Raw genomic sequence first — 25,333 nt, 5'->3', positions numbered from 1 at the left:
GACGTACTCCCGGGGTGTGAGGAAGGCCCTCTGCGTACGTCCGTGTGACGCGGGCCCTGCCGGGCTTGACATGCCACGGCCTCACCCCATGTTACGTGGCCCCGAGGGGGTCGGCCTCCTCAGGGCCACGGGGGTCTCAGTTGCCGGACGGGCTCGGCGAGATCTTCGCCCCCTTCTTCAGGTAGCCCATGTCCTCGTAGATCGGCGTCTGGAAGCCGAACGCACCCGCGTTGACCAGGTTCTTCCGGGCGCCGACCAGCTGCGGCCGCTGGTACAGCGGGATGGAGCCGGCCGCGGCCCAGATCCGCGAGTCGGCCTTGCGGATGAGATCCCGCGCCTCGTCCTCGTCCAGTGTGGCCGCCGCCTCGTCGAAGAGCTGGTCGACCTGGTCGGTGCCGACCCGCGTGTAGTTCTGCTCGACGTTCACCGAGCCGTCGGCGGCCGGCACCGGCTTGGCGTAGATCGGCCGGGCGTCGGTGGCCGGGAAGGCGGTGGACGGCCAGGAGTACAGGGCGAGGTCGTAGTCGCCGGAGGCGATGTGGTCCTTGAAGTAGCTCTCGTCCGAGACCTTGGTGATCGTCGTGCGGATGCCGACCTTCTCCAGCATCCCGGAGATCCGCTGGGCCACGGTGTTCAGGGTCTCCGAGCCGGGGCCGGAGGGAAGGACGAAGCGCAGGTCGAGCGCCTGGCCGTCCTTGGCGAGCGGCGCGGCGACCGCGCCGGCGGGGGCGGCGGTGCCCTTCGGGGCGTAGGCGCCCGGGGCGCCGCCCTGACCGGAGTACTGCTTGCCGTCCTGGGCGAGGCGCTTGCCGCCCTCCCCGCCGTGGCCCCGGCGCTCGCTCTTGTCGTCCTTCTTGTCGCCCGTGTCGTCCTTGTCGTCCTCGCCCTTGCGGGCGCTGTCGTCCTGGTTCTTGTCGTCCTCGCCGACGATGTACGCGCCGTCCGTGCCGCCCTCGGAAGCGTCCTCGTCGTCCTTCGTGGCCTCGGGTCCGGCGGCCTTCTCGGCCTTCTTCTGCTCCTTGACCGGCCCTCCGGCGACCCAGCCGGCGTCCGCGAGCAGGGCCTGCGCCTCCTTGGTGTCCTGGCCGCCCAGGGCGTCGCTGTTGTCGGCGTAGTCCGCCTGCCCGGACAGGGCGAGGTGGCTGCCGACCGGAACGGCGGGCAGGCCCAGCGGGGTCAGGACGACCTTGGCCAGCTCCTTGCGGTCGAGGGCGCGGGCGACGGCGCGGCGGACCCGCTCGTCGGCGAGGGGGCCGCCGGCGCCGTTGAGGGCGAGCTGGGTGTAGGCGGGCTCCAGCGACCTGCGCACGTCGAAGGTGCGCAGCGCCTCCTGCTGCTCCAGGTACCGGCTGATGGCCTTGCGCAGCTTCTTCTCGCCGGCGTGCACGTCGTCGGAGTCGAAGCCGTGCGCGAGCGCCCAGGCGCGCAGCTTCTTGGCGGAGGTCCTGCCGCCGCCCACCAGCGGGCTGCCGGGGCCCTTCGCGCCGCCGGCGAGACCGATCCGCTCGGCCTCGGACGCGTCGATCTCGGCGAGGTCCACGGTCCCGTCGGCCAGTGAGGCGGCCCGCTGGTCGCGGGGCACGGCGTGCAGCACGATCTGGTCGAGCTTGGCGGGCTTGCCCCACCAGCGCGGGTTGCGGGTGAGGACGACGTCCTTGGTAGCGGTGTCGACCTTGTCGAGCATGAAGGGGCCCGCGGTCACGGGCAGCTTGCGCCGAGCGCCGTCGTTGAAGGCCTCCGGGGAGCCCATGACGTCCTTCGGGTACAGCGGGGAGAACAGCGACTTCCAGTCGGCGTAGGGGCGGGAGAAGGTGACCCGGACCTGGAGGTCGCTGGCGCCGCGCTCGATCTTCTCGATGCGGTCGTAGCCGGCGTTGCGGGCGGTCCAGTAGGCGCTGTCCTTGCCGGACAGGGCGCGCCACTGGGCGACGAAGTCGGCGGCGCCGATCTCCCGGCCGTCGCTCCAGACGGCCTGCTGGTTCAGCTTGTACAGCACCACCTGGCGCGGCTCGGTCTCGATGACCTTGGCGGATTCCAGGTAGGCGGGGTTGGCCACCGGACGCCCGTTCGCGTCGAGCCGGAACATCGAGGGCAGCACGGCCTGGGCGACCCGGGTGGTGCCCGCGTCGGCGTCGGCCTGGTAGGCGTTCAGGGTCTCCGGTACGGCGTCCACGGCCCACTTCAGCGTGCCGCCCGAGGCGACCTGGTCCCGGGCGACGAGGGCGATGTCCTGCGCGGCCAGCGGCTTGCTCGCCTCCTCGTCGGACCCGCACCCGCCGAGCAGGGGCACCGCGAGGACGCCCGCGGTGAGGAAGGCGACCGCACGCATCACCGCACGGGGGCTGACGCCGTCGTGGGACATCTCTGCTACCTCCGGAAAGCCGCGGGCGTTATGATCACGTTTGGGGGTATATGGAGCTGATCAGATCTATGCATCCACTGAAGAGGAAAGGATCCGGCGACTGCGGGAGACACGGCGACGACGGCGAGTAAGCCCACCCGTGCGGCGCAACACACATCCGGAGATGCACCGACGCGCCTGCGCCAATCGATGCACATCTCTTCACAGCACCAGGTGTGACGCGCAACACTCCAAGGCGCATGAACGTCGCCGCCCAGGGTCCCCGGGATCCGCGGAAGTGAGGTCACGTCATGTCCGTGCACGACGAACTGACATCCGTCCAGCGTTGCCTAGAGGACCTCAACCGGTCGCTCGGACGCCTGGAGAAGCAGATCGACAGCCGTGGGCTGGAGATGCGCCGCGTCCGGACGGACGCCGACCATCTGCGCGAGAGCGTGTCGCTGCTGCGGGACTCGGTGAACACCCCCGCAGCCGAACGCAAGCCCGAACTCGTCACGATCTCCGACGCCCCGTACGACTTCAACCTGTGGACGGACTCGGACGACGAGGGTCTGGGCGCCCGCGACCGGCACGCCCCCTGAGCGGGCACGCGCCCTGAGCGCGGCCGGCACGCCCCCGAGCGCGTCCGGCACGCGTCCAGGGGGCGCCCGGCCCGCTCCCCCGACCCCTGAACCGACCGGAGTCCTGACCTTGGCCACTGGTACGGAACCCCAACAGAACAGCGGCGGCGTACGCAGCGGTACGCGCGCCGCGATCGTCGCACCGCATCTGCGGACCGACCGCTGGTGGCTGGCGCCCGCCGTCACCGCGGCCGGTCTGTTCGCCTTCGTCGTGTACTCGACATGGCGGGCCTTCGCGAACGCGGACTACTACGCGGCGCCGTACGTCTCGCCGTTCTACTCGCCGTGCCTGGCCCAGAACTGCGAAACCATGCACGCGGGCCCGAACGCCGACGTGTTCGGCGGCTGGTGGGCGATCTCCCCCGCGATCATCATCCTGATCTTCCCGCTCGGCTTCCGGCTGACCTGCTACTACTACCGCAAGGCGTACTACCGCAGCTTCTGGGCGTCCCCGCCCGCCTGCGCGGTCGCCGAGCCGCACGCGAAGTACACCGGCGAGACCCGCTTCCCGCTGATCCTGCAGAACATCCACCGGTACTTCTTCTACGCGGCGCTCCTGGTCGCCGGCGTGCTGACCTACGACACCGTGCTGTCCTTCCGCGACACGCACTACCGCTGGGGCCACATGGGCCTCGGCACCCTCGTCTTCCTGGTCAACATCGTGCTGATCTGGGCGTACACGATCTCCTGCCACTCGTGCCGGCACATCGTCGGCGGCAAGCTCAAGCACTTCTCCAAGCATCCCGTGCGCTACAAGGCGTGGCAGTTCGTCGGCCGGCTCAACGCCCGCCACATGCAGCTGGCGTGGGCGTCGCTGCTGAGCGTGGCGCTCGCCGACTTCTACGTCTATCTCGTCGCGTCCGGGGTCTTCGACGACCCGCGCTTCTTCTAGAGACCCCAGTGAGGAACTGACTGATGTCCGTGGTGGACCGGCAGGAGTGGGACGTCGTCGTGGTCGGTGCCGGCGGCGCCGGGCTGCGGGCCGCGATCGAGGCGCGCGAGCGGGGCGCCCGTACGGCGGTGATCTGCAAGTCGCTGTTCGGCAAGGCGCACACGGTGATGGCCGAGGGCGGCATCGCGGCGGCGATGGCCAACGTCAACGAGCACGACAACTGGCAGGTCCACTTCCGCGACACGATGCGCGGCGGCAAGTTCCTCAACCAGTGGCGGATGGCCGAGCTGCACGCGCAGGAGGCCCCGGACCGGGTGTGGGAGCTGGAGACCTGGGGCGCGCTGTTCGACCGTACGAAGGACGGGAAGATCTCCCAGCGCAACTTCGGCGGCCACGAGTACCCGCGCCTCGCGCACGTCGGCGACCGCACCGGCCTGGAGCTGATCCGCACGCTCCAGCAGAAGATCGTGGCGCTGCAGCAGGAGGACTTCAAGGAGACCGGGGACTACGAGTCCCGGCTGAAGGTCTTCCAGGAGTGCACGGTCACGCGGGTCCTGAAGACCGTGCCCGACAGCGGCTCCGCCGCGGGTTCACGTGTGAGCGGAGTCTTCGCCTACGACCGCGAGACCGGCCGTTTCTTCGTCCTGGAGGCACCCGCGGTCGTGATCGCGACCGGGGGCATCGGCAAGTCCTTCAAGGTGACGTCGAACTCTTGGGAGTACACCGGCGACGGGCACGCCCTCGCCCTGCTCGCGGGCGCGCCGCTGCTGAACATGGAGTTCGTGCAGTTCCACCCGACGGGCATGGTCTGGCCGCCGTCGGTCAAGGGCATCCTGGTCACCGAGTCGGTGCGCGGCGACGGCGGGGTGCTGCGGAACTCCGACGGCAAGCGGTTCATGTTCGACTACATCCCGGACGTCTTCAAGGAGAAGTACGCGGAGTCCGAGGAGGAGGGCGACCGCTGGTACGAGGACCCCGACCACAACCGGCGTCCCCCCGAGCTGCTCCCCCGCGACGAGGTGGCCCGCGCGATCAACGCCGAGGTGAAGGCGGGCCGGGGCTCCCCGCACGGCGGGGTCTTCCTCGACGTGTCGACGCGGATGCCGGCCGAGGTGATCAAGCGCCGGTTGCCGTCCATGTACCACCAGTTCAGGGAGCTGGCGGACGTGGACATCACGGCGGAGCCGATGGAGGTCGGGCCGACCTGCCACTACGTGATGGGCGGCATCGCGGTCGACTCCGACACGGCGGCGGCGCGCGGGGTGCCGGGGCTGTTCGCGGCCGGTGAGGTCGCGGGCGGCATGCACGGCTCCAACCGGCTCGGCGGCAACTCGCTGTCCGACCTGCTGGTCTTCGGGCGCCGGGCGGGCTGGCACGCGGCGGAGTACGCGGCGGGCGTGACCGAACGCCCCGAGGTCGCCGACGCCCAGGTCAACCTGGCGTCCGCGGAGGCCCTGCGGCCGTTCTCCGCCGAGACGGAGGGCGAGGCGGGCCCGCCGGAGAACCCGTACACCCTGCACCAGGAGCTCCAGCAGACCATGAACGACCTGGTCGGCATCATCCGCCGCGAGGGCGAGATGGAGCAGGCCCTGCAGAAGCTGGCCGAGCTGCGGGTACGCGCCCGCCGGACCGGGGTCGAGGGGCACCGCCAGTTCAACCCGGGCTGGCACCTCGCGCTCGACCTCAGGAACATGCTGCTGGTCAGCGAGTGCGTGGCGCGGGCCGCCCTGGAGCGCGGGGAGTCGCGCGGCGGCCACACCCGCGAGGACCATCCGGCGATGGACCGCGCCTGGCGCAACGTGAACCTCCTCTGCACGCTCGTCGACCCCACCGGGGGACTCGCGGCGAGCGACCCGGCCCGGGGCCAGATCCGCCTCGCCCGGGAGACCACCGAACCCATCCGCCCGGACCTGCTCGCCCTCTTCGAGAAGGAGGAGCTGGTCAAGTACCTCGCCGAAGAGGAGCTGTACGAGTGAGCAGCTACGAGGCCCGCTTCAAGGTGTGGCGGGGTGACGTCGAGGGCGGCGGCCTGACGGACTACGCCGTCGAGGTGAACGACGGCGAGGTGGTCCTGGACATCATCCACCGCCTCCAGGCCACCCAGGCGCCCGACCTGGCCGTGCGCTGGAACTGCAAGGCGGGCAAGTGCGGTTCGTGCTCGGCGGAGATCAACGGCCGCCCGCGGCTGATGTGCATGACACGCATGTCGGTGTTCGACCGGGCGGAGACCATCACGGTCACGCCGCTGCGCGCGTTCCCGGTGATCCGGGACCTGGTGACGGACGTCGGCTTCAACTACCAGAAGGCGCGGGAGGTTCCGGCGTTCGTGCCGCCGGCCGGCCTCGGCCCCGGCGAGTACCGCATGATGCAGGAGGACGTGGACCGCTCGCAGGAGTTCCGCAAGTGCATCGAGTGCTTCCTGTGCCAGGACACCTGCCATGTGGTGCGCGACCACGAGGAGAACAAGAAGGCGTTCGCGGGCCCGCGCTTCCTGATGCGGGTCGCCGAGCTGGACATGCACCCGCTGGACGCGGCCGCCGAGACCGGCCTGGACCGCAAGACCACGGCCCAGGACGAACACGGCCTCGGCTACTGCAACATCACCAAGTGCTGCACGGAGGTCTGCCCCGAGAGCATCAAGATCACGGACAACGCCCTGATCCCCTTGAAGGAACGGGCGGTCGACCGCAAGTACGACCCGCTGGTGTGGCTGGGGTCGAAGATCAGGAGGCGGAGTTCGTAGAGGTCATGGGTCATGAAAGGAACGGCCAGAGGTAGACCACTCCCAGCGATCAGGGCCGGGGTCCGGGGGTGCGGCCGGGGCGCTGGGCGAGCGCCGTGACGCCCAGGCTCGCCATGAATATGAACCAGCCGCTGAGCGCGAGCAGATCGAACCGGGTGGGGAGGACCCCGAGGAACATCCAGAGGGAGAACCCGAACGCACCCATCAGCTGGCCGTACCCCCACAGCTTCGGCCGCAGGATCCGGTGCCGGCCGAACGGGATCACCCAGCCCCGCGTAATACCCGCGAGGCCGAACCCCACCATCAGCGCCACGAGCAACACGTCCGCGGCGACCAGGTACATGTGCATGACGAAAATGCTCCCACCGGGGTAGGAATCGCGCCAGGCTCGGCTCGGCGCTCCCGCGTATGGAATCCGTTAGGAACGACGGGCCCCGGTCAGGTCAGGGTCAGGCCATGGGTCAGGTCATGGGCCAGGTCAGGCGCACCAGTCCTCCCGGTACGCCCGCCAGTCCGCCTCCGTGGCCGCGAAGTCGACGTACAGGGCGACGCCGAAGCGGGCCCGGTCGGCGTCGGTGCGGGACAGGCCCAGGCGGACGCCGCGTACGGCGGCCGGGACGGTCTCGGCGCGGGCCCAGTGGCCGAGGTTGTCGTCGTGGTAGAAGGGCAGGCCCATCAGCAGGTCGGTCGAGTCGGGCGTGACCTCCAGGGCGAGGCTGGTCTGCTGGGCCACATAGCCGCCGTACAGGCTCTCCATCGGCTGCGCGGTGTCGTACGACATCACGGCGATCTGGTCGACGCGGCGGGCCACCTGGCCGAAATAGGCCTGCGACCACCACTTGGGGTGGCCGGTGAGCGTGCCCGCGACCGAGTGGAGGGCCGGGAGAGGGTCGATCTGGTGGGCGGCGACGGAGAGCTGCGCGTGGCGGGCGCGGGTGAGGGCGTGGAGGTCGTCGAGGAGGGTGAGGTAGTCGCGGTCGCCCGAGTGGAGCGGCTCCAGGTCGAAGTGGGTGCCCTCGAAGCCGGCGTCCAGGATCCGGCGGGCCGAGGCGAGGATCGCGGTGCGGGTGGCGGCGCGGTCCAGACGCAGGCCGTCGCGGTCCTCGGTCGCCAGCTTGTCGCCGAGCCAGGCCTGGACGCGGACGTGGGGCGCCGCGCGGTGCAGGGCCGATATCAGGTGGCGGGCCCTGGGATAGGCCGACTTCGGGAGGGTGCCGTCGTGCTCGAGGGGGCCCGCGTGGACGTACAGGTCCCGGATGCCGGTGCCTTCCAGGCGGTGGGCGAGGGCGGTGACGTCCGCGTCGGTCTTGCGGCCGTCGATCCAGGCATGGCCCAGCCAGAGGGCGTCCTTGTGGCGGGTGTGAGTGCCGTGTTTCGGGGTGCCGGCGTAGTTGAGGCGGAGGGCTGTCTCTGCGGTGAGGAGTGCGAGGAGGGGGAGAAGGAGGACCAGGAGGGTGGCGCGGCGAAGGGTGCGTAGGCGGTGGCGGGGGGTTTTGCCCTCGGCTTCGCCTTCGGTCTTTTCGCTCCCACCCGCACCACCCGTGCGGCTCACGTCGTCGGCTGCGGGTGGCCCCTGTGGGGGGTGCTCGCCGTCGGCGGCATCGGCGGTCACCGGGGCAGGCACTTCCGCTGGCTCTTCCGTCCGCACTTCCGCAGCCGCTTCCGTCGGTTCTTCTGCTTCTCGGTCGTGCCGTGCGCTGTCCATCCCGAACCCCTGTTGTTCTCGTCCCCCAGCCGTATCCGCCCCACTCGCGGAGGCGCCTACCTCCCCATACGCTCCGAAATGTGACGTCCTCCCTGGTTCGGGGCCGACCCCGGCGTGTCGCGGCGCAGATACGGGTGCGGGTGGCGCATGCCGTGGTGGGTGCCGTGATCGGCACCGGGTGGCTGGCGTTGCCGGTGATGACGGTCGGCGCGGGAGATCCGGTTCCCGTGGCCCCGGACCGGCCGGTCGCGAGTGCCGCCGCGGCGGATCAGGACGACACGTCGGCGACCGATCTGCTGATGCCCCTCGTCGTGGTCGGCGCGGCCGGGGTGCTGGCCGGGTACGGCTACCTGCGGCGCACCCGGCGGGCCCGGACCCGGACGACTCCGGGCCTGGTGTCGACGGCGCCGCCCGTGCCCACGCCGGCCGAGTCCGAGCGGCAGGCCCGTGCCGCGCTGGTGCTGGCCGACGACTGTGTGCGCGGCTGCAAGGAGGAACTCCCCTTCGTGGCCGACCGGTTCGGGGAGGAGGCCGTCGAGCCGTTCCGGCATGCCGTGCGGGCGGCGGAGACCGAGCTGGCGGCGGCGTTCGCGATATGGGGGCGGTACGAGGAGGGGGTTCCGGCGGAGGCGAGCGCCCGGCGGCAGGCGCTGGTCGGAGTGGTCGGGCGGTGCGCGGAGGCCGGGCGGCGGCTGGATTCCGAGGCGGACGCCATGGACCGGCTGCGGGGGCTGGAGGAGGGCGTGGACGGCGCGCTGGCGGTCGCCGAACGGCGCTTCCGGGACCTGACCGCGCGGACGGCGGCGGCCCATGGCACCGCGTCCGCACTGCACGACCGGTACGGCCCGTCGGCGGCCGAGCCCGTCATCGGATCCGTCGAACAGGCCAAGGACCGCCTGGTGTTCGCCACCTCCCAGCTCAACGAGGCCCGCCAGGCCGCCGACGCGCACGACGACCGGCGCGCGGCCCGGCATCTGCGCGCGGCCGAGGGCGCGATCGCCCAGGCCGGTGTCCTCGTGGGCGGAGTGGAGCGGCTCGCGGCCGAGCTGCGGGAGGCGGCCGGGATGGTGCCGGCCGCGCTGACCGGCGCGGAGGCGGAGATCGCGGCCGCGCGGAAGGGCGATGCCCCGGTCTCCCTCACCGCCGGCGAACTGCACGCCCGCCTCGCCCACGCCGACGGCGTGCTCGCCGCCGTACGGGAAGAGCTGACCGCGGGGCCGTACGACCCCGTCGACGCGCTACGACGGATCGCGCGGGCGGTGGAGCGGCTGGAGGTGGGCCGGTCCGGGGTGATCGAAGCCGCCGCCCTGCTCGTGGCCCGCAGCACGGTCGGCGAGGCGGAGGACTACGTCACCGTGCACCGGGGCGCGGTCGGCGCGGAGGCCCGGACACGACTGTCGGCGGCGATACGAACGCTGGACGGCGGTACGGCGACGGTCTCGGCCAAGACCTCCGGGATGTCCCTGCGCGAGCCGCCCGGACACAGCGCCGAGGCCGACACCCTCGCCCGAGAGGCCCGCGACCTCGCCGAACGCGACGTCCGCACCCACGGCAACCCCTACGCCGCCTCCGCCCCCCTGCCCGCCGGCCTCCCCGGCGCCGTCCTCGGCGGCATCCTCCTCACCGAAGACCCCGACGCAGGCCCCCCAACCACCTTCGGCGGCCCCCAAACCCGCAACCGCCTCCACCTCCACTGACCACACCCTGCCAACCCCCACGGCCCCAAGCTCCCTTCACGGCTGGCGGCTGACGGCTGCCCCCGACGGACCCATCTCGATCGGGACGCAACTGCGAGGCGATGGAGTGGCCTCAGCCCCAGACCCGGCCGACCCGATCACACCCATCCGGCCCACGATGGCACCCACACAGCCGACGGAGACTCCCGGCCGACACCCCCAGGCGCCCGAGCCGACAGCCCACCCCACCCGTGACCGCACCCACGCAGCCAGCCGGAACAGCACAACCAACCCCCGCCAGCACCCCCAGCCGACCGAGCCGACCAAGCCCACCTCACCCCTGTGACGGTCACCCCTGTAGCTGGCCGAGTCGGGTGGGTGGGTGGGCAAGCACGGTCAGAAGAGGCTCAGTAGCGCTTCCGCGGGGTCGGTGAGGGGGTTTTCGCCGCCGGGGAGGGGGAGTTCGAACCAGACCGTCTTGCCGCGAGGCGTCCGGCGGGAGCCCCACGCCGCGCTGAGGAGGCCGACCAGTTGCAGGCCGCGCCCTCCCTCGTCGGTGTCCCGGGCGCGGCGCCGGCGCGGTTGGACCAGGCCGGAGTCCCAGACCTCGCACACCAGCGTCCGGTCCAGGAGCAGGCGGAGTCTGATCTCGCCCTCGCCGTACCGCAGCGCGTTCGTCACCAGCTCGCTGACCAGCAGCTCCGTGGTGTCGACCAGCCCCTCAAGACCCCAGCTGAGCAGCTGCCCCCGGGCGTACTCCCGCGCCCGCCCCACGCTCCGCGGCTCACGCGGCAGCGTCCAGTCGCCGACGGACTCGGCGGGCAGCCCCTGCACCCGGGCCATGAGCAGCGCGATGTCGTCCTCGCCGTGGTGGGTGTCGAGGGTGTTGAGGACGTGGTCGCAGACGTCCTCCAGGGGGCGGGAGGGGTCGGTGAGGGCGCCGACGAAGGCCTGCAGGCCCTCGTCCAGCGGGTGGTCGCGGGACTCGACCAGGCCGTCGGTGTAGAGGGCCAGCAGGGCGCCCTCGGGGAGTTCGACCTCGACCTCCTCGAAGGGCTCGCCGCCCACACCGAGCGGCATCCCCGGGGGCACGTCGAGCATCAGGGCCGCCTCGCCGGGCTCCACCAGCACCGGCGGCAGATGCCCGGCGTTGGCGAACGTACAGCGCCGGGTGACCGAGTCGTACACGGCGTACACGCAGGTCGCGAGGTAGACCTCGGAGAGGTCCGCGTCGCGCGGCTGGCGGGCCGTCCGGGTGGCCTGCTGGACGCCGCCGGGCGTGCCGAGGCCCCGGGCGATCTCGTCCAACGCGGAGAGTACTTCGGCGGGTTCGAGGTCGAGCAGGGCCAAGGTGCGGACGGCCGTACGGAGTTCACCCATGGCGACCGCCGCGCGCAGCCCGCGCCCCATGACGTCGCCGACCACCAACGCCGTACGGTGGCCGGGCAGTTCGATGACGTCGAACCAGTCACCGCCGACCTCGGTGGCCGCGTTGCCGGGCAGATAGCGGCAGGCGATGTCCAGGCCGGACGCCTCGGGGTCGCCCGGCGGGAGCAGGGACCGCTGCAGTATCAGCGCGCGCTCGTGCTCACGGCGGTACAGGCGCGCGTTGTCGATGCAGACGGCGGCCCGCGCGGCCAGCTCGACCGCGAGGTCCCGGTCGCGGTCCCCGAACGGCTCGCTGCCCTTCGTACGGGCGAACCGCGCGAGACCTACGACCGTGTCGTGGGCGACCATCGGCACGGCCAGCGTGGACTGCACGAGCCCGCCCTCCTCGCCGGGGACGCGCTTCGGCCGTGCGGTGCGCAGGGCGTCCGCGCAGGGCGAGTTGAACGGGAAGTGGTGGACCGCGCCGACCGCGACGGACTCGCCGGAACCGGGGAAGGGTCCGTCGGAGACGGCGCTGGCGAAGGCGACGCGACGCAGCTCCGCGCTGCCGTCGGCGAGGCCGGGCGGGGTCTCGTCGCCGGTGAGCAGACCCTGGTAGAGGTCGACGGTGGCGAGATCGCAGAAGCCGGGGACGACGACGTCGAGGAGTTCGCGGGCGGTGGTCTCCAGGTCGAGGGAGTTCCCTATGCGGGCGCCGGCCTCGTTGAGCAGGGCGAGATTGCGCCGGGCGGCGGCGGCCTCGCGGGCCGCGGCGCGGCGGGCGGTGATGTCGGTGCCGAGCCAGGCGATACCGATCGGCCGGCCGCTGCCGCTGTGCACGCGGTAGAGGTTGACGGACCAGTGCCGGCGTTCCTCGGAGTCCGGTACGAAGCCCGTGACATGCATGTCGGTGATGGACTCGCCGGTCTCCAGCACCCGCCGCAGGGTGGCCGACACCCGCTCGGCCTCACCGCGCGGCAGATAGTCGTGCACCCCCTTGCCACGGTGGTCGTCGGGGGTCCCGCCGAAGATGGAGGCGAACCGCATGTTCGCCCGACGCACTCTCAGATCCGTGTCGATCAGCAGGAATCCGAAGGGAGACTGACCGAAAATCGCCTGCGAGGCGGCCAGGTCGGTCTCGATGCTGCGCAGGGTGCGGACGTCCACGACGATGCAGACGGCGGCCTTCTCCCCCTCGGCGGTCCGGGTGGGCATGACGTAGACCTCGGCGAGCCCGTCCTCGCCGCGCGCCCCGTCCTCCGCGTCCGGCGCCCGGAAGGGGACCACCCCGGTCCACTCCCGCCCGTCGAGGATCTCGGCCATCTTGCGCTGCCCGCGGTCGCGCAGGTCGGGGTCGATGAAGGCCTCTATGGGGTCCATGCCGACGGCGCGCCCGGCGGGGATGCCGAAGAGCTGCTCGGCGCGCAGGCTCCACTGGTCGACCAGTCCCCCGGGGCCGATGGAGAAGGACGCGACCTTGATGTAGTCGTAGATGGAGCCGGGCGGACTGCTCTGCCACATGGCGTCTCCGGGCACCGCGGCGCCTTCCGCGGCCTGACTCCCCGCGCCGTCCGACGGGTCCTCGGACTCCGTGGCCTTCGCTGGTATCTCGCTCACGCGAACCGTCCCCTCCAGCTCACCGCGCCCGGCACCGGTCACCGGGGGCGGCTGCCCGCAGTATCCAGCACTACGGCGCCGCATGACACGGTGTTCACGATCACAGCTCGGTCCAGGTGTTTTTCGGACCGGGCGGCGACAACACATCCAGTCTTCTAACCAGCGGACACGCCCTCGAATCACGCAACGGGCAATGCTCCGTTGGACAGAAATCGGCCATGGACGGCACACCGGCGCATGTACACCCCGCGCTGCTCCCCGCCGCCCCCGGCATGCCCCCGTCGCCACCCTGGTGTGCCCCCGGTTCACCCGGGCACCGCGAGTTCGAACCAGACGGTCTTGCCTGTCTCTCCGGGCCGGGTGCCCCAGCGCCGCGAGGAGCCGGCGACCAGTTGGAGTCCCCGGCCGTTCTCGTCCTCGGGGCGGGCGACACGTTCGCGCGGTGGGTCCGGCAGCGGATCGGAGACCTCCACCCGCAGGGCGTCGCCGGTCCGGGCCGGGCGCACCAGCCGTACCCCGATGGGTCCGGTGGCGTGTCGCAGGGAGTTGGTCACCAGCTCGCTGACCAGCAGCGCCGCGAGGTCGGCGAGGGAGCAGAGGTCCCACCCCTGCAACTGGCCGCGGACCGCGTCACGGGCACTGCGCACGGCGCCCGGCTCCGCGGGAAAGGTCCACTCGGCCCAGTTGCCTTCGGTGTCGATCACGCCGATCACTTCCCAGGCCAGCCAGCCCATACGTGTCCGTTTTCACGGGGTTAATGGGGACATACCCGGTATTCGCGGGGCAGTACCGCGCGGGTGGGCGCACAGTGGCACGAACGGCGTACGAGGCGCGCCGCACGGTCCGCACGGGGACCTGGGGACGCACCGCATGCCCCCCACCGTGCCGCACCGGCCCGGACGGGCACGCCAGGGATTCGGTGCCGCCGGCCCGCCGTGACACTCGGCGAACCGCCGACGAGCTCGGATCCCCTCGGATCCCGCGGCCCGCCAAGTCGCCTGTCCCGCCAAGCAGGTCGGGCGAAGTCGGTTGCGGTTCGGCAGCGCCCTGAAGGGGCGCGGGGAACTGCGCGACCAGCCACGACGGCGCCGCAGACAATCGACGGCACATCACGGCACTTCCAGCGGAGCGCTTAGCGCGTTCCGGCGGCCAGGCGGGCGGCGATCTCGCGGACCGCCGGGACGTCCTGGTCGAGCCAGGGGACCTCCCAGAGCCGGTCCGGGGTGAGCCAGCGCAGTTCGTCGTGGTCCTCGAGGGGCTCCGGAGCGGCCGAGCCGGGGAGCAGGCGGGCGGTCCACACATGCAGGGCGTAGGGGGCTTTCAGGGGCCACTCCCCCGGCACGCGCTCGACGGCCTCGGCCTCGACGCCGAGTTCCTCGCGCAGTTCGCGCACCAGGGCGTCCTCGGGTCGCTCGCCGGGCTCGACCTTGCCGCCGGGCAGCTCCCAGCGCCCGGCCAGCTCGGGGGGCGCGCTACGGCGTGCGGCGAGCAGCCGGCCCGCGTCGAGCAGGGCGGCTCCCACCACCACGATCCGTTCGGTCATGGGCGGAGCCTACGGGAGCCCTCCGATGGTCGGTCGGGGGCACCTGAGGTCAGTTGTGCGTGCCGTCGCCGTTCTGACCGATGCGCTCGACCCAGTAGAGCTGCTTGTGGCCGCGGTCATCGAGACTGTCGGCGATCTTCTGGGCCTCGGCCCGGGTGGCGTACCGGCCCACGCGGTAGCGATTGCCGTTGTCGTCCTGTCGTATGACGATCCAGGGCAGAGCGACCGCACCCTCACTCATCGCCCCCACCGTTCCTTCTCGCACTGCCCCGCCCTCCCCCACGCCCGGCTGCCTCGCCTAAGGAAACCGCAATCCGCATATGCCTGAGCGTACGCCCAACCTTCACGCAGCGAATACGTCTTTTCACAAAGAGGTACGCAACCAGCCAGAACACAGGGGGCGCACGACAACGAACGCGCCCCCGTGAGCACTGGTGTCATGGGGCGGGGTGGCACGGGCGGACACCCGATCACCTGGGAGAACGGCCGGATTGCAGCGGCCGATGGAGGAGTGGGCCGGGAGTTGGGCGGCGGGGCACGCCCGAGCGGCGTACCCGATGTGCGCTACTTCACAGGCCGCGCGCGGCGCTTCGCGGGCCGCACGCGGTGCCTTGCGGGTCCTCCGCGGTGCCTCGCTGGCGTGCGCGGTGGCCGTGGGCGCTACTTCACCGGCAGGTGATAGGCGACCCGGTAGCGGTCGGCCGGGATGACGACGTCGGCGGTCTCCACCGGGCGGCCGGAGGCGTAGTAGGTGCGCTGGATGACGAGGACCACGTGTCCGGGGACCCCGCCGAGAATGTGGAGTTCCTCGGCGAGGCCGGGGCGGGCGCCGATCTCCTCGGTGACGTTGTCCACGATGACGTCGATGGCCCGCATGCGCTCGACGACGCCCATCCCGCCGAGCGGGCCCTCCTCGGGGAGCATCACGGGGGTGCGGCCGGTGACGGCGAGGGGCTCCCAGGAGGTGGAGAGCATCATCGGCTCCCCCGACTCCCGGAACAGGTATTTGGTGCGCATGACCCGCTCGCCCGGCTTGATCGCCAGCCGCTCGGCGATGGCGGCCCCGGCCTCGGCCTGCTCGCTCCTGGACTCCCAGGTGCCGCGCGCCGAGGCCTCGGCCTGCTCCTGCCGAAAGGGCGTGGCGCCACCGGACGGCCGGTATCCGGAGCGGGCCACCCGCCTCGGCACCGGTCGCTCGCGCACGTACGTCCCCGAGCCGGAGCGGCCCTCGACCAGCCCCTCGGCCATCAGTACCTTGCGGGCCTCCAGCGCGACCGTGTCCGAGACGCCGTACTCCTCACGGATGCGGGCCTGGGAGGGGAGGCGGGTGTGGGGCGGCAGTGAACCGTCGACGATCTTCTTGCGGAGATCACCCGCGACGCGCAGGTACGCCGGCTGCTCACCGAAAGTCACTGGCCGCTCCCATCAGGTTGTACAGACAGCAACAGCCTGGCAACCGTGGGTTGTCCCACGCAAGCAAGGGCCAGAGAATCACTCGATGTGATGACTTGGCCCTGGGGAGGGCTTTACCCAGGCACTTTCTCCCCGCTATAGCTCCCCGCTCCACCGACGATCACACCTCGGCGGCCGCACCGCCTCCGTCGCCGGAGCCGCCGTCGTCCGAGCCGCCGTCGTCGTCGACTGGCGGGGTGGTCTCGAGCCCCAGGGCCTTGCGCGCGGGGACCGACACCTTCGGGGCGAGGAGTTTGAGGCCGGTGTCGTAGTGCAGGTAGAAGGCGTCGGCGTCCTCGGCCTTCGCCGCCTTCGTCCACTCCGCGCGCGCCCGGTCCAGGTCGGCGGCCACGGCGGTGACCGGCGTGCGGGCACCGGCGGGCCAGTCGTGCCCGCGCAGCATCCGGGCCTGCTCGGCCAGGGCCGCCGACACGCGCCCCGCCCAGGCCTTGTGCCCCGGCAGGTCGTCCTCGACGTACTCCGCGTCCGGTGCCGTGTTCATGGCCGCGTTGAGCACGTGGGCGGCCTTCAGATAGGCGACCTGGTCGGGGTCGAGGACGGTCTCGTCGTTGCGGAGCGAGCCGGTGAGGTTCTCGCCCTCGGTCACGTTGCCGAACACGCAGGTGACCTCGCGGTCGCCGGCCGTCCAGCTGTCCTCGGTGGGGGTGAGGTAGTACACGTCGACGTCGTCGGGGACGGCCCAGCCGTCCATCGCGTAGGTGTCCTGGAGGTCGTAGCAGCGCTTGTCCGCGCTGTCGGCCACGGAGTCGTCGCCGGGGTAACGGCCGTCGCGGAGCTGGAAGGAGGCGAACACCTCGCCGTCGTGCTCGCGTGCGCAGGGCACCTTGTCGACGTCGCGCGCCTCGCCGCTCAGCCGTCCGCCGGGCGCGTCGAAGCATTCGCCCTTGGCCAGCGAGACACTCGCGCCGTCGCGCGCGCCGTCCTTGATCCCCTGCCAGATGTCGGACGGGCCGCCCGTGGTGAGCAGCAGCACCCACAGCGCGAGCCCGATCCCGGACAGCACCGAGCCGCCGATCGCCAGCCCCTTGCCGCGCTGATCGCGGCCGCGGATCTGCCCCAGCGCGATCAGTCCGAGCAGCAGCCCCACGCCCGGCAGGCAGCACAGCACGCCGAGCACCAGGGAGGCGATGGCGAGGCCGTTGACGGGCGCCGGTTGGTTGTAGGGGCGGTAACCCTGGCCCCACGGCTGGTACCCGGGCGGCGCATAGGGGTTGTACGGCCCCTGCGGGTACGCCGAGGGGCCCGGATACGCCGGTGGCTGCGGGTACGACGGCGGCCCGTACGGCCCCTGCTGCTGCGGCTGGGGCGGCTGGGACGGCCCGTGTGGCTGGTGGGGGTCGCTGGGCGGAGGTATGGACACCGGTACCGTGCTCCTGGGTCGGGCGGCGGCAGCCGCGGGGGCGGCGAGCGGCAGGCGGCCGGGCTGATGTACGAGTGCGCATGGTAAGCGCGGCACAAGTGGGGGCGGAATGAGGGTGGGCAGCCGGTTCGACGGCGCGACGGTCCGGGCGGTGAACGGCCTCACCGCCCGCTGGGCGGCGGCAGCGCACCCGGAGGGCACAGCCTTCTCGGCGACCGCCGTCTGGCCCCTGCTGGCCCTCCTCGCGGACGGTGCGACGGGGGCGGCCCGGGCGGAGCTGGCGGAGGCCGTGGGGCTTCCGGCCGGTCAGGCGGCCGAGGCGGCACGGGAGTTGCTCGCCGGGTTGGCCGCCATGGCGGGACTGGACAGCGCCGTGGGCCTGTGGACCAAGCGCACCCTGGAGCTGCGCGAGCCGTGGGCGTCGGGGCTGCCCGCGGACACGCACGGCGTGCTCACCGGGGATCCTTCGGTGGACCACCAATCCCTGGACGCCTGGGCGCTGAAGCGGACCGGCGGCCTGATCGAGCGCATGCCGGTGGCCCTCACGCCGGACACCGAGCTGGTGCTGGCGAGCGCGCTCACCCTGCGGACACGGTGGCTGCGGCCCTTCGAGGAGACACCGCTGGAGACGGCGTACGAGCCCTGGGCCGGGACCGAGCGGCTGGGCCTGTGGCGGCGGACCTCCGTCCTGGACCGGGTCGGCGTGGCGGACACCCCGCACGGACACGTCACCGAGCTGCGGGTGCTCGGCACCGACGGGCTGGACGTCCATCTGCTGCTCGGGGAGGAGGGGATGACCCCGGGGCAGGTGCTGGGCGCGGGCATCGGCATCCTCGCGCGCGAGCACGCGGTCGTACCGGGCTCCCGGCTGCCGTACGGCGAGGTCGGGCCGGGCCTGTCCGTGGTGAAGCAGTGGTCCACGGCACCGGAGCCGCCCACGCTGGACGTCACCACGGCCGCGTACGACGTGACGGCGAGCCACGATCTGCTGGAACTGCACCGGCTGTTCGGGCTGACGACGGCCCTGGACGCCCGGCAGGGGCACTTCCCCGGCATCAGCGGCTCCCCGCTCGCCATCGGATCGGCCGGGCAGACGGCGACGGCACGGTTCGGGGCCCTCGGGTTCGAGGCGGCGGCGGTGAACGCGTTCGGGGGGATCCCCGGCGGCGCGGCACCAACCGTCCGTTACGTCACGGCCCAGGTCCGGGCCCGCTTCGACCGCCCCTTCGGCTTCCTCGCGCTGCGCCGGCACGCGCGACTGGTCCTGGCGGCGGGCTGGGTCACCGACCCGTTGGAGTTCGTCGAAAAGCCCTGGGAGGACTGGGAGAACGGGGAGGACTGGGACAACGGGGAGAACGGGGAGAGCACGGTATGAGCAGCGTCGCGGCCGAGACGGTCCGGAACGTCAACGGCCTCACCGCCCGCTGGGCGCACGCGCTTCCCGAAGGGACGGTGCTCTCGGCGCCGGGGGTGTGGCCGCTGCTGGCCTTCCTGGCGGATGGTGCGACGGGCGCCGCGCGGGCGGAGCTGGCCTCGGCGCTCGGGGTGCCCGCGGAGCAGGCGGCCGCCGCCGCGCGGGAGTTGCTGGCCGGGCTGGAGGACGTGTCCGGGCTGGACGCGGCGCTCGGGCTGTGGACGCATCAGGCGCTGCGGTTGCGGGAGGAGTGGCGGGCGGGGCTGCCGGCGCGGACGCAGGGCGTGTTCGGGGACGATCTGGTCACCGCGCAAGAGCGGCTGGACGCCTGGGCGGCGGAGCGGACCGGCGGGCTGGTCGAGCGGATGCCGGTGACGCTGACGCGGGACGCGCGGATGGTGCTGGCGAGCGCCCTTTCGCTGCGCACGGACTGGCGGCACCCGTTCACGGAGACGATGCTGCGCCCGGCGGCCGGGCCCTGGCAGGGCCGTTCGCTGCTCGGGCTGCACCGCCGGAGCGTACGGCCGGACCGGGTCGGCGTGACGAGCTCCCCGGACGGCTATGTGACCGCGCTGACCGTGCCCGGCGACAACGGCCTCGACGTGCATCTGGTGCTCGGCGAGGAGCGGATGACGCCGGGTCAGGTACTCGCGGCCGGGATCGGGGTCGTGGAGCGCGCGCTCGCGGTCACCGAGGGCGGGCGGCTCCCGCTCGGGCACGTCGGTCCGGGCCTGCACGTGGAGCGCGAGCCGGCCACCGCGCCGGAGCCGGTCACGCTGGACGTGCGGACGGCGGCGTTCGAGGTGCGCGCCGATCACGACCTGCTGGCGCGGGCCGGCCTCTTCGGGCTGGTCACGGCCCAGGACCAGCGGGCGGCCCACTTCCCGGGCATCAGCGACGCCCCGCTCGCCATCGGGACGGCCCGCCAGTCCGCCGTCGCCCGGTTCGGCGCGCTCGGCTTCCGGGCGGGCGCGGTGACGGCCGTCATGGCGGCCCCGGGCGGCGTCCCGCAGTACCGCTACGAGACCACGGTCGTCCGTGCCCTCTTCGACCGCCCCTTCGGCTTCCTCGCCGTCGACCGCGCGTCCCGGCTGGTGCTGGTGGCCGGCTGGGTGACGGATCCGTCGCCCTACCCGCCCATGGCCTCATGGTCCTGAGGGGCGCTGTTCCTCCAGCACGCGGACGCAGCGGGCGAGCAGCGCGGTCAGCGCGGTGCGCTCGTCGTCGGTGAACTCGGCGGCGAGGGCCCGCTCGACCCGTACGGCACGGGTGTCGGCGTCGGCGAGGACGGCACGCCCCGCGTCGGTGAGGCGGGTCTCCAGCACGTTCTTGTGCCACTCGTGCGGGGTGCGCACGATCAGGTCACGGTCCTGAAGGTTCTTCAGGACCGTGTTCATGGTGGGCGGGGTGACTCCGCACAGCCGGGCCAGGGCGGCAGCGGAGATGCCGGGGTTGCCGGAGAGGTTGAGCAGCGCGGCGTACTGCGCGACCGTCAGACCCGCCGGCTTCAGGACCGCGGTCTTGGTCGCGTTGAGGGCCTGCTCGGCCCGCTTGAGGTGGGAGCCGAGGCGCTCGGCGGCGGGCATGGACGTCATCCGCGCATGGTAGCGGGCACGTACACCCATTCGCGCTCTGGCTGAAATTAATCCCTTGTCGATGATTAGAGCTCTAACTTACGTTCATGTTCGTCGCTAAGCGAGAACCCGAATCGAACCGAGAGGCACTCATCGTGTCGACGCCCCGCCGCACGTTCCTGACCGCGACCGCCGCCGCCCTCGCCGTCGCCGCGGCCCCGTTCCCCGCCCGGGCGGCCACCCGGCCCCGCATCGCCACCGCCTTCACCCTCCCCGGCGACCGTGTCTACCCGGAGGGCATCGCCCTGGACCCGCGCACCGGCGACGCGTACGTCGGCTCGTACACGACCGGCGCCGTCTACCGCGCCGCGGCCGGCAGCCGCACCGCCGAGGTCTTCCTGCCGGCGGGAGCGGACGGCCGTACGACCGCCAACGGCCTGAAGGCCGACCGCGCGGGCCGGCTCTGGGTCATCGACTCCACCACCGGCGTCGACGTCTACGACCTGCGCGACCGCTCCCTCGTCGCCCGCTTCGAGGTACCGGCCGGCGACACCCGCTTCCTCAACGACCTGGTGATCACCGACGACGGCACGGCGTACCTCACCGACAGCGTGCTGCCCGTGCTCTACCGCGTCACCCCCGCCGAGGTGGCCCGCGCCCGGGGCGGCCGTCTGCCCCTCACCCCGCACTACGACCTGAGCGGCGCCGTGCCGTCCCACCCGTCCGGCTCGTTCACGCTCAACGGCATCGTCGCCGACCCGACCGGACGCCTGCTGTTCGCCGTCGACATGACCGGCGGCGGCCTCTTCCGCGTGGACACCGTCACCGGCGCCGTACGCCAGGTCACCCTCCAAGGCGGCGACCTCGTCCACGGCGACGGCCTGGAGCTGTCCCACCGCACCCTGTGGGCCGCCCACAACGCCACCAACACCCTCACCCGCTGGCGCCTGTCCGCCGACGGCACCACCGCCCGCCTCGAACACCGCCTCACCGACCCGGCCCTCCAGGTCCCCACCACCCTGGCCCGCTCCCACGGCCGACTCCTGGTCGTGCGCTCGCAGTTCGACAAGGGCGGCCCGATGGGACCGGGCGTACCGGAGACGCCGTTCACGGTGGCGCGGGTGTCGGGCATCTGAACCGCCCTCCCCGGGCGGGGTCAGCCGTGCCCCGCCGCCCTCACTCCGCGCTGCACCACCGTGCGCTGCCCGTGCAGCCGCAGTCCGGCCTTGGCCCACTCCGCGCGGCCTCGCTCGGCGAGAAGGTCGGCACCGCACCGGTCCGCCAGTTCGACACCCTCGGACAGCAGCTCGGCCACGCGGTCGGGGTGGCCGGCGCGCCTGAGTTCAGCGCCGAGGTCGATCAGCGCCTCCGCGTACGCGTGCTGGTTGGGGGACCCGCTCAGTACCTCCACGGCGCGCTCCCGCAGCGGCAGGGCGTCGCCGTCCTCGGCCACCGCCGCGCTGAAGGCCAGCGCTTCGCCGATGGCGGTCGGCGTGCCGTAGTGCTCCGCCCGGCGCAGCATCTCCGCGGCCAGGGCGCGGGCGCGCCCGGGGTCCTCGTCGGCGACGGCGACTGCGAGGTGTCCGGCCCACGGGCACCAGGTCGGGTTGAGGATGCCCTTGGCCTCCAGCCGCTTCCCGGCGGCGGTGAGCTGGGCCTCGGCCTCCTTGCGCAGACCGCGCGCGAGAAGCAGCCGTCCGCAGACCGTCTGGGTGTCGGGGAAGACCACCGCGTTCGGGTAGGGGGGCGCGAAGTCGTACGTCTCGGCGACGCGCAGCGCCTCCTCGACCCGGCCCCGGGTCAGCAGGACGTCGAGCAGCAGTCCGACCGCGTACCACTGGGCGGGCACGCGGGGGCCCACCCGCTCGGCCAGGCGCACTCCCTCACGCGCGCAGTCCTCCGCCTTGCCGAGCATCCCGCGCCGGTACCAGACCAGGCCGAGGAGGGTGAAGCCGAAGGAGAGGTGGGCGCCGCCCCAGCCGACCCGTTCGCACTCGGCGATGGCCGAGGTGAACAGTTCCTCCGCGCGGTCGCACTCGTCGGCGTACATGTAGCTGAGCGCGGTCATGCTCGGCAGTTCGAAGCCCCACTCCGGGTCGGTGTAGCTCAGGCCCAGGGAGCGTGCGGCGACGGCCAGCGTGTCGGCGGCCGGCTCCCCGCGCAGCATCGCGTCCCAGGTGCGCAGACACAGCAGGGCCCGTTCCTCGATGCCCGTTCCGGACAGTTGCTCGGCAAGCTGCGCCAGCCGGGCCGAGCGTACGGGCGCCTGCGCCTCGTGCGCGTCGAAGACCAGCCACAGATAGTGCGCCGCCTGCAGGCGCAGCCGCGCTCGGGGGGACTCCGTCCGGGCGGCCTCGGCTTCCGCGACGGCGGCCGCGTTGGCGAGCTGGTCGTTGTGCGCGAAGGCCTGGGCCAGCCGGAAGGTGACGTCCTCCCGGAGCGCGGAGTCCAGGGAGGGCTGCTCCAGGGCCGCCGTGAGGTGGTTGACGGTGGTGGCCGGGGCGGTGAGCAGGGCGGAGCAGCCGAGTTCGTAGAGCACGCCCGCGCGGTCCTTGGGCGCCGGTGGTTCGCGCAGCGCGCGTTCCAGACAGCGCCGGGCGGCGTCGGGCGCGCCCAGGCGGAGGTTCTCGCGCGCGGCGGCGCGCAGTTGCCGGACGGTCTCCGGGTCGCCCTCGGGATGGGTCTCCAGCAGGTGCCGGGCGGCGGCCGTGATGCCCAGGCCCGCGTCGGCCACCGCCCAGGCGGCCTGGCCGTGCATCGCGGTGCGGGTGGCCGGCGGGATGGCCTGGTACACGGCGGTGGCGATGAGCGGATGGATGAACTCCAGCGTGCGGGTGCCCGTGAGGATGCGAGCGACCCGCAGCTGGTCCAGTGCGCTCTGGGCCTCGGCCGGTGGCAGTCCGGCCACCGCAGCGGCCAGCTCCGGGGAGATCTCGGTACCGAGCACCGCGGCGGCCCAGGCGAGCCGGACGGCGGCGGGGCCGAGGCTCTCCAGCCGCTTGACCAGTCCGGTGCCGCGCGCGCTCGCGCCGAGTTCGCGCAGCAGCGGGACCGACTCCGCGTCCGGGGCGAGGCCGCGGTCCTGGGCCCTGGCGATGAGCTCGACGGCCTCGTAGGGGTTGCCGCCGGTGACCACCCAGCACTCGCGGCAGAAGAGGTCGTCGGCTCCCGCGCCGAGCGAACTCCGCACCAGCTCGCCCACCGCTTCCGGGCTGAGGGCGTGCAGGCGGATCGGGCGTGCGCTGCGGCCGTCGATCAGTTCGCGGAACGTCTGGGCCTCGGCGGGTACTTCGTCCGGGCGGTAGCCGAGGACCACCAGCACGGGAAGTTCCCGCGCCCGCACCGCGAACGCGGCCAGCCAGGCGAGCGACTCCAGATCACCCCAGTGGGCGTCGTCGAGGACGATCACGACCGGTGCCCGGCGCACGGCCACCTGGGTGACGACCCAGTCCAGGCCGTCCCGGACGCCCTGCGGGTCCGGTACGGCGGAACCGTTCTGCTGAGCGAACAGACCGACCGCCGGCCCGGCGATCTCGTACCACCCGCCGAAGATCTCGCGCCGCTCGGCCTCGCTGCAGGCCGCGAGGACGGGCTGCAGCAGCTGGCGTACGACGTGGAAGGGAACCGTGTGCTCCTGCTCGCTGCCTCGGGCGGACAGCACGGTGCAGCCCCGGGCGGCGGCTATGCGCCGGACCTCGCCCAGCACGGTCGTCTTGCCCAGCCCCGCGGCCGCGCTGAAGAACAGCAGGCCACCCCGCTTGCCCTCGCCGTCCCCGGCGCCCGCGCATATCTGCTCCACGGCGTACTGAGCGGCCGTCACCTCGTCTTCCCGCTCGTAGAGGTGCTTCTCCAGCCGATCGCGTCCGTCCACGACGGTGGCCCTCCCCTTACGGTGCCATCCCGACACTGCAGGGAAGCCTAGCGAACAGCGCATATATGCGGCAGAGTTGCGGAGAATTCACCCCGGAACCCACGAGTCCCCATCCCCCGACCCCAGAAATACGATACGGTCCGCCCGCCCCGGCCCGACCCGCTCCGCCGAGACCGGCCGTCGTCAACTCGCTGCCGAGAAGGTCGTGGGCGACAGGCTGTCATCAAGTGGGCCCGACGTGACGGGTGGCTGGAGACTGGGGGCATGGATGCCGCGCAGGCCGATGCCTATCTCCGCCGTCTCGGGGCCGCTCGCCCCGCCGCGCCCACCGACGCCGCCCTGCGGGAGCTGCAACTGCGGCACCTTCAGACCGTGCCCTTCGAGAACCTGTCGATCCACCTCGGTGAGGAGATCGTGCTGGAGGAGGGACGCCTGCTGGAGAAGGTGGTGGGCGCGCACCGGGGCGGGTTCTGCTACGAACTGAACGGGGCGTTCGGAGCGCTGCTCGCCGCACTCGGATTCGACGTGACGCTGCTGGCGGCGCGCGTGTACGGGAAGGAGGGGAAGCTCGGGATCCCGTACGACCACCTCGCGCTGCGGGTGCGGACGGCGGACGGCGGTGACTGGCTGGCCGACGTGGGCTTCGGGGCGCTGAGCCACTTCCCGCTCGTCTTCGGGGAGCGCGGTGAACAGGTGGACCCCGGCGGCACGCTGCGGATCGCGGCGGCCCCCGGCCCGGAGCCGCACGGCGACCTGGACGTGCTGCGGGACGACAAGCCCCAGTACCGGCTGGAGCTGCGCCCGCGCGCCCTCGGCGACTTCGTGGCCGGAGCCTGGTGGCACAGCACCTCGCCGGCCTCGCACTTCACACAGTCGCTGGTGTGCTCCCGCCTCACCAAGGACGGCGGGCGGATCACCCTCAGCGGCCGCACACTGACCACGACCGGGCTCGACGGAACCCGCGAGGTGCGGGAGCTGTCCTCCGACGACGAGGTGCTCACGGTGTATCAGGACAGCTTCGGCATCGGCCTCACCTCAGTCCCGGCCGTGCGGAACCACCACCGGAACTGACGCGGAAACCGCACGCCAAGAGAACCCAGTCGGCGTGCGGTAAT

At 72.6% G+C, this 25,333-nt stretch carries 20 protein-coding genes; 9 read left to right on the top strand and 11 right to left on the bottom strand.

The features are described 5' to 3' along the window. Window positions 1-136: 136 nt before the first annotated feature. Window positions 137-2,362 carry an ABC transporter family substrate-binding protein gene (locus tag ABZ865_RS13715; protein WP_361228689.1) on the bottom strand — a complete coding sequence of 742 codons (2,226 nt, stop codon included), beginning with the start codon at window positions 2,360-2,362 and terminating at the stop codon, window positions 137-139. Between the two features lie 290 nt (window positions 2,363-2,652). On the opposite strand from ABZ865_RS13715, the gene ABZ865_RS13710 reads away from it, so the two are divergent. The 4 genes from ABZ865_RS13710 to ABZ865_RS13695 all read left to right on the top strand — a co-directional run bounded on the left by ABZ865_RS13710 (window position 2,653) and on the right by ABZ865_RS13695 (window position 6,617). Next, window positions 2,653-2,943 carry a hypothetical protein gene (locus ABZ865_RS13710; protein ID WP_361228686.1) on the top strand — a complete coding sequence of 97 codons (291 nt, stop codon included), beginning with the start codon at window positions 2,653-2,655 and terminating at the stop codon, window positions 2,941-2,943. Between the two features lie 109 nt (window positions 2,944-3,052). Then, window positions 3,053-3,874 (top strand): hypothetical protein, encoded by an 822-nt coding sequence (locus tag ABZ865_RS13705; RefSeq protein WP_361228683.1) that lies wholly within the window; start codon window positions 3,053-3,055, stop codon window positions 3,872-3,874. A gap of 23 nt (window positions 3,875-3,897) precedes the next feature. Further along, window positions 3,898-5,850, top strand: coding sequence for a fumarate reductase/succinate dehydrogenase flavoprotein subunit (locus ABZ865_RS13700; protein ID WP_361228680.1), 1,953 nt, complete (start codon window positions 3,898-3,900; stop codon window positions 5,848-5,850). Further along, window positions 5,847-6,617, top strand: coding sequence for a succinate dehydrogenase/fumarate reductase iron-sulfur subunit (locus ABZ865_RS13695; RefSeq protein ID WP_361228677.1), 771 nt, complete (start codon window positions 5,847-5,849; stop codon window positions 6,615-6,617). The genes ABZ865_RS13700 and ABZ865_RS13695 overlap by 4 nt, the downstream gene beginning before the upstream one ends. A 49-nt stretch (window positions 6,618-6,666) precedes the next feature. On the opposite strand, the gene ABZ865_RS13690 is transcribed toward ABZ865_RS13695, so the two are convergent. Together ABZ865_RS13690 and ABZ865_RS13685 are read right to left on the bottom strand one after the other, a co-directional pair. After that, window positions 6,667-6,966: a hypothetical protein gene (locus ABZ865_RS13690; protein WP_361228674.1), complete on the bottom strand. Its 300-nt coding sequence runs from the start codon at window positions 6,964-6,966 to the stop codon at window positions 6,667-6,669. Window positions 6,967-7,095: 129 nt separating this feature from the next. Beyond that, the gene (locus tag ABZ865_RS13685; RefSeq protein ID WP_361228671.1) at window positions 7,096-8,229 is read right to left on the bottom strand and encodes a hypothetical protein; all 1,134 of its coding nucleotides are present in this window, start codon (window positions 8,227-8,229) and stop codon (window positions 7,096-7,098) included. A gap of 173 nt (window positions 8,230-8,402) precedes the next feature. Here ABZ865_RS13685 and ABZ865_RS13680 point away from each other — a divergent pair, with 173 nt between their 5' ends. Continuing rightward, the gene (locus ABZ865_RS13680; protein WP_361228668.1) at window positions 8,403-10,019 is read left to right on the top strand and encodes a hypothetical protein; all 1,617 of its coding nucleotides are present in this window, start codon (window positions 8,403-8,405) and stop codon (window positions 10,017-10,019) included. Window positions 10,020-10,394: 375 nt separating this feature from the next. On the opposite strand, the gene ABZ865_RS13675 is transcribed toward ABZ865_RS13680, so the two are convergent. From ABZ865_RS13675 to ABZ865_RS13650, 6 genes are all read right to left on the bottom strand, one after another. After that, window positions 10,395-12,983, bottom strand: a complete 2,589-nt coding sequence (locus tag ABZ865_RS13675) for a SpoIIE family protein phosphatase (protein WP_361228665.1) — start codon at window positions 12,981-12,983, stop codon at window positions 10,395-10,397. Window positions 12,984-13,288: 305 nt separating this feature from the next. Further along, window positions 13,289-13,717 (bottom strand): ATP-binding protein, encoded by a 429-nt coding sequence (locus ABZ865_RS13670; protein WP_361228664.1) that lies wholly within the window; start codon window positions 13,715-13,717, stop codon window positions 13,289-13,291. A 398-nt stretch (window positions 13,718-14,115) separates the two neighbouring features. Continuing rightward, window positions 14,116-14,526 (bottom strand): (deoxy)nucleoside triphosphate pyrophosphohydrolase, encoded by a 411-nt coding sequence (locus tag ABZ865_RS13665; protein ID WP_361228661.1) that lies wholly within the window; start codon window positions 14,524-14,526, stop codon window positions 14,116-14,118. Between the two features lie 49 nt (window positions 14,527-14,575). Next, complete coding sequence (locus tag ABZ865_RS13660; protein WP_100828050.1) at window positions 14,576-14,767, bottom strand: SPOR domain-containing protein; 192 nt, start codon at window positions 14,765-14,767, stop codon at window positions 14,576-14,578. A 419-nt stretch (window positions 14,768-15,186) separates the two neighbouring features. Then, window positions 15,187-15,939 (bottom strand): GntR family transcriptional regulator, encoded by a 753-nt coding sequence (locus tag ABZ865_RS13655; RefSeq protein ID WP_361228657.1) that lies wholly within the window; start codon window positions 15,937-15,939, stop codon window positions 15,187-15,189. A gap of 160 nt (window positions 15,940-16,099) precedes the next feature. Further along, entirely contained in the window at window positions 16,100-17,359 is a 1,260-nt protein-coding gene (locus ABZ865_RS13650) for a DUF4190 domain-containing protein (RefSeq protein WP_361228654.1), read from the bottom strand. 109 nt (window positions 17,360-17,468) lie between these two features. On the opposite strand from ABZ865_RS13650, the gene ABZ865_RS13645 reads away from it, so the two are divergent. Then, entirely contained in the window at window positions 17,469-18,734 is a 1,266-nt protein-coding gene (locus ABZ865_RS13645; protein ID WP_361228651.1) for a serpin family protein, read from the top strand. After that, the gene (locus tag ABZ865_RS13640) at window positions 18,731-19,930 is read left to right on the top strand and encodes a serpin family protein (RefSeq protein WP_361228648.1); all 1,200 of its coding nucleotides are present in this window, start codon (window positions 18,731-18,733) and stop codon (window positions 19,928-19,930) included. The genes ABZ865_RS13645 and ABZ865_RS13640 overlap by 4 nt, the downstream gene beginning before the upstream one ends. On the opposite strand, the gene ABZ865_RS13635 is transcribed toward ABZ865_RS13640, so the two are convergent. Beyond that, window positions 19,919-20,368, bottom strand: coding sequence for a MarR family transcriptional regulator (locus ABZ865_RS13635; RefSeq protein WP_361228645.1), 450 nt, complete (start codon window positions 20,366-20,368; stop codon window positions 19,919-19,921). The genes ABZ865_RS13640 and ABZ865_RS13635 overlap by 12 nt on opposite strands. 134 nt (window positions 20,369-20,502) lie before the next feature. Here ABZ865_RS13635 and ABZ865_RS13630 point away from each other — a divergent pair, with 134 nt between their 5' ends. Then, window positions 20,503-21,483 (top strand): superoxide dismutase, encoded by a 981-nt coding sequence (locus ABZ865_RS13630; RefSeq protein WP_361228642.1) that lies wholly within the window; start codon window positions 20,503-20,505, stop codon window positions 21,481-21,483. 20 nt (window positions 21,484-21,503) lie between these two features. Here the strand turns inward: ABZ865_RS13630 and ABZ865_RS13625 are convergent, their stop codons facing one another. Next, the gene (locus tag ABZ865_RS13625) at window positions 21,504-24,218 is read right to left on the bottom strand and encodes an AAA family ATPase (protein ID WP_361228639.1); all 2,715 of its coding nucleotides are present in this window, start codon (window positions 24,216-24,218) and stop codon (window positions 21,504-21,506) included. A 264-nt stretch (window positions 24,219-24,482) separates the two neighbouring features. On the opposite strand from ABZ865_RS13625, the gene ABZ865_RS13620 reads away from it, so the two are divergent. Continuing rightward, window positions 24,483-25,289 (top strand): arylamine N-acetyltransferase, encoded by an 807-nt coding sequence (locus ABZ865_RS13620; protein WP_361228637.1) that lies wholly within the window; start codon window positions 24,483-24,485, stop codon window positions 25,287-25,289. Window positions 25,290-25,333: the final 44 nt, after the last annotated feature.

Source organism: Streptomyces sp. NPDC047085, from assembly GCF_040643735.1.
GTDB lineage: Bacteria > Actinomycetota > Actinomycetes > Streptomycetales > Streptomycetaceae > Streptomyces.
The sequence above is the reverse complement of the archived record's forward strand: the minus strand, read 5'-3'. Positions and strand labels throughout refer to the sequence as shown.

Bases quoted from the DNA above. Each gene is read 5' to 3' on its own strand.
- ABZ865_RS13715 (WP_361228689.1), bottom strand. From the start codon at position 2,362: ATGTCCCACGACGGCGTCAGCCCCCGTGCGGTGATGCGTGCGGTCGCC.
- ABZ865_RS13710 (WP_361228686.1), top strand. From the start codon at position 2,653: ATGTCCGTGCACGACGAACTGACATCCGTCCAGCGTTGCCTAGAGGAC.
- ABZ865_RS13700 (WP_361228680.1), top strand. From the start codon at position 3,898: ATGTCCGTGGTGGACCGGCAGGAGTGGGACGTCGTCGTGGTCGGTGCC.
- ABZ865_RS13690 (WP_361228674.1), bottom strand. From the start codon at position 6,966: ATGCACATGTACCTGGTCGCCGCGGACGTGTTGCTCGTGGCGCTGATG.
- ABZ865_RS13670 (WP_361228664.1), bottom strand. From the start codon at position 13,717: ATGGGCTGGCTGGCCTGGGAAGTGATCGGCGTGATCGACACCGAAGGC.
- ABZ865_RS13665 (WP_361228661.1), bottom strand. From the start codon at position 14,526: ATGACCGAACGGATCGTGGTGGTGGGAGCCGCCCTGCTCGACGCGGGC.
- ABZ865_RS13660 (WP_100828050.1), bottom strand. From the start codon at position 14,767: ATGAGTGAGGGTGCGGTCGCTCTGCCCTGGATCGTCATACGACAGGAC.
- ABZ865_RS13645 (WP_361228651.1), top strand. From the start codon at position 17,469: ATGAGGGTGGGCAGCCGGTTCGACGGCGCGACGGTCCGGGCGGTGAAC.
- ABZ865_RS13640 (WP_361228648.1), top strand. From the start codon at position 18,731: ATGAGCAGCGTCGCGGCCGAGACGGTCCGGAACGTCAACGGCCTCACC.
- ABZ865_RS13635 (WP_361228645.1), bottom strand. From the start codon at position 20,368: ATGACGTCCATGCCCGCCGCCGAGCGCCTCGGCTCCCACCTCAAGCGG.
- ABZ865_RS13620 (WP_361228637.1), top strand. From the start codon at position 24,483: ATGGATGCCGCGCAGGCCGATGCCTATCTCCGCCGTCTCGGGGCCGCT.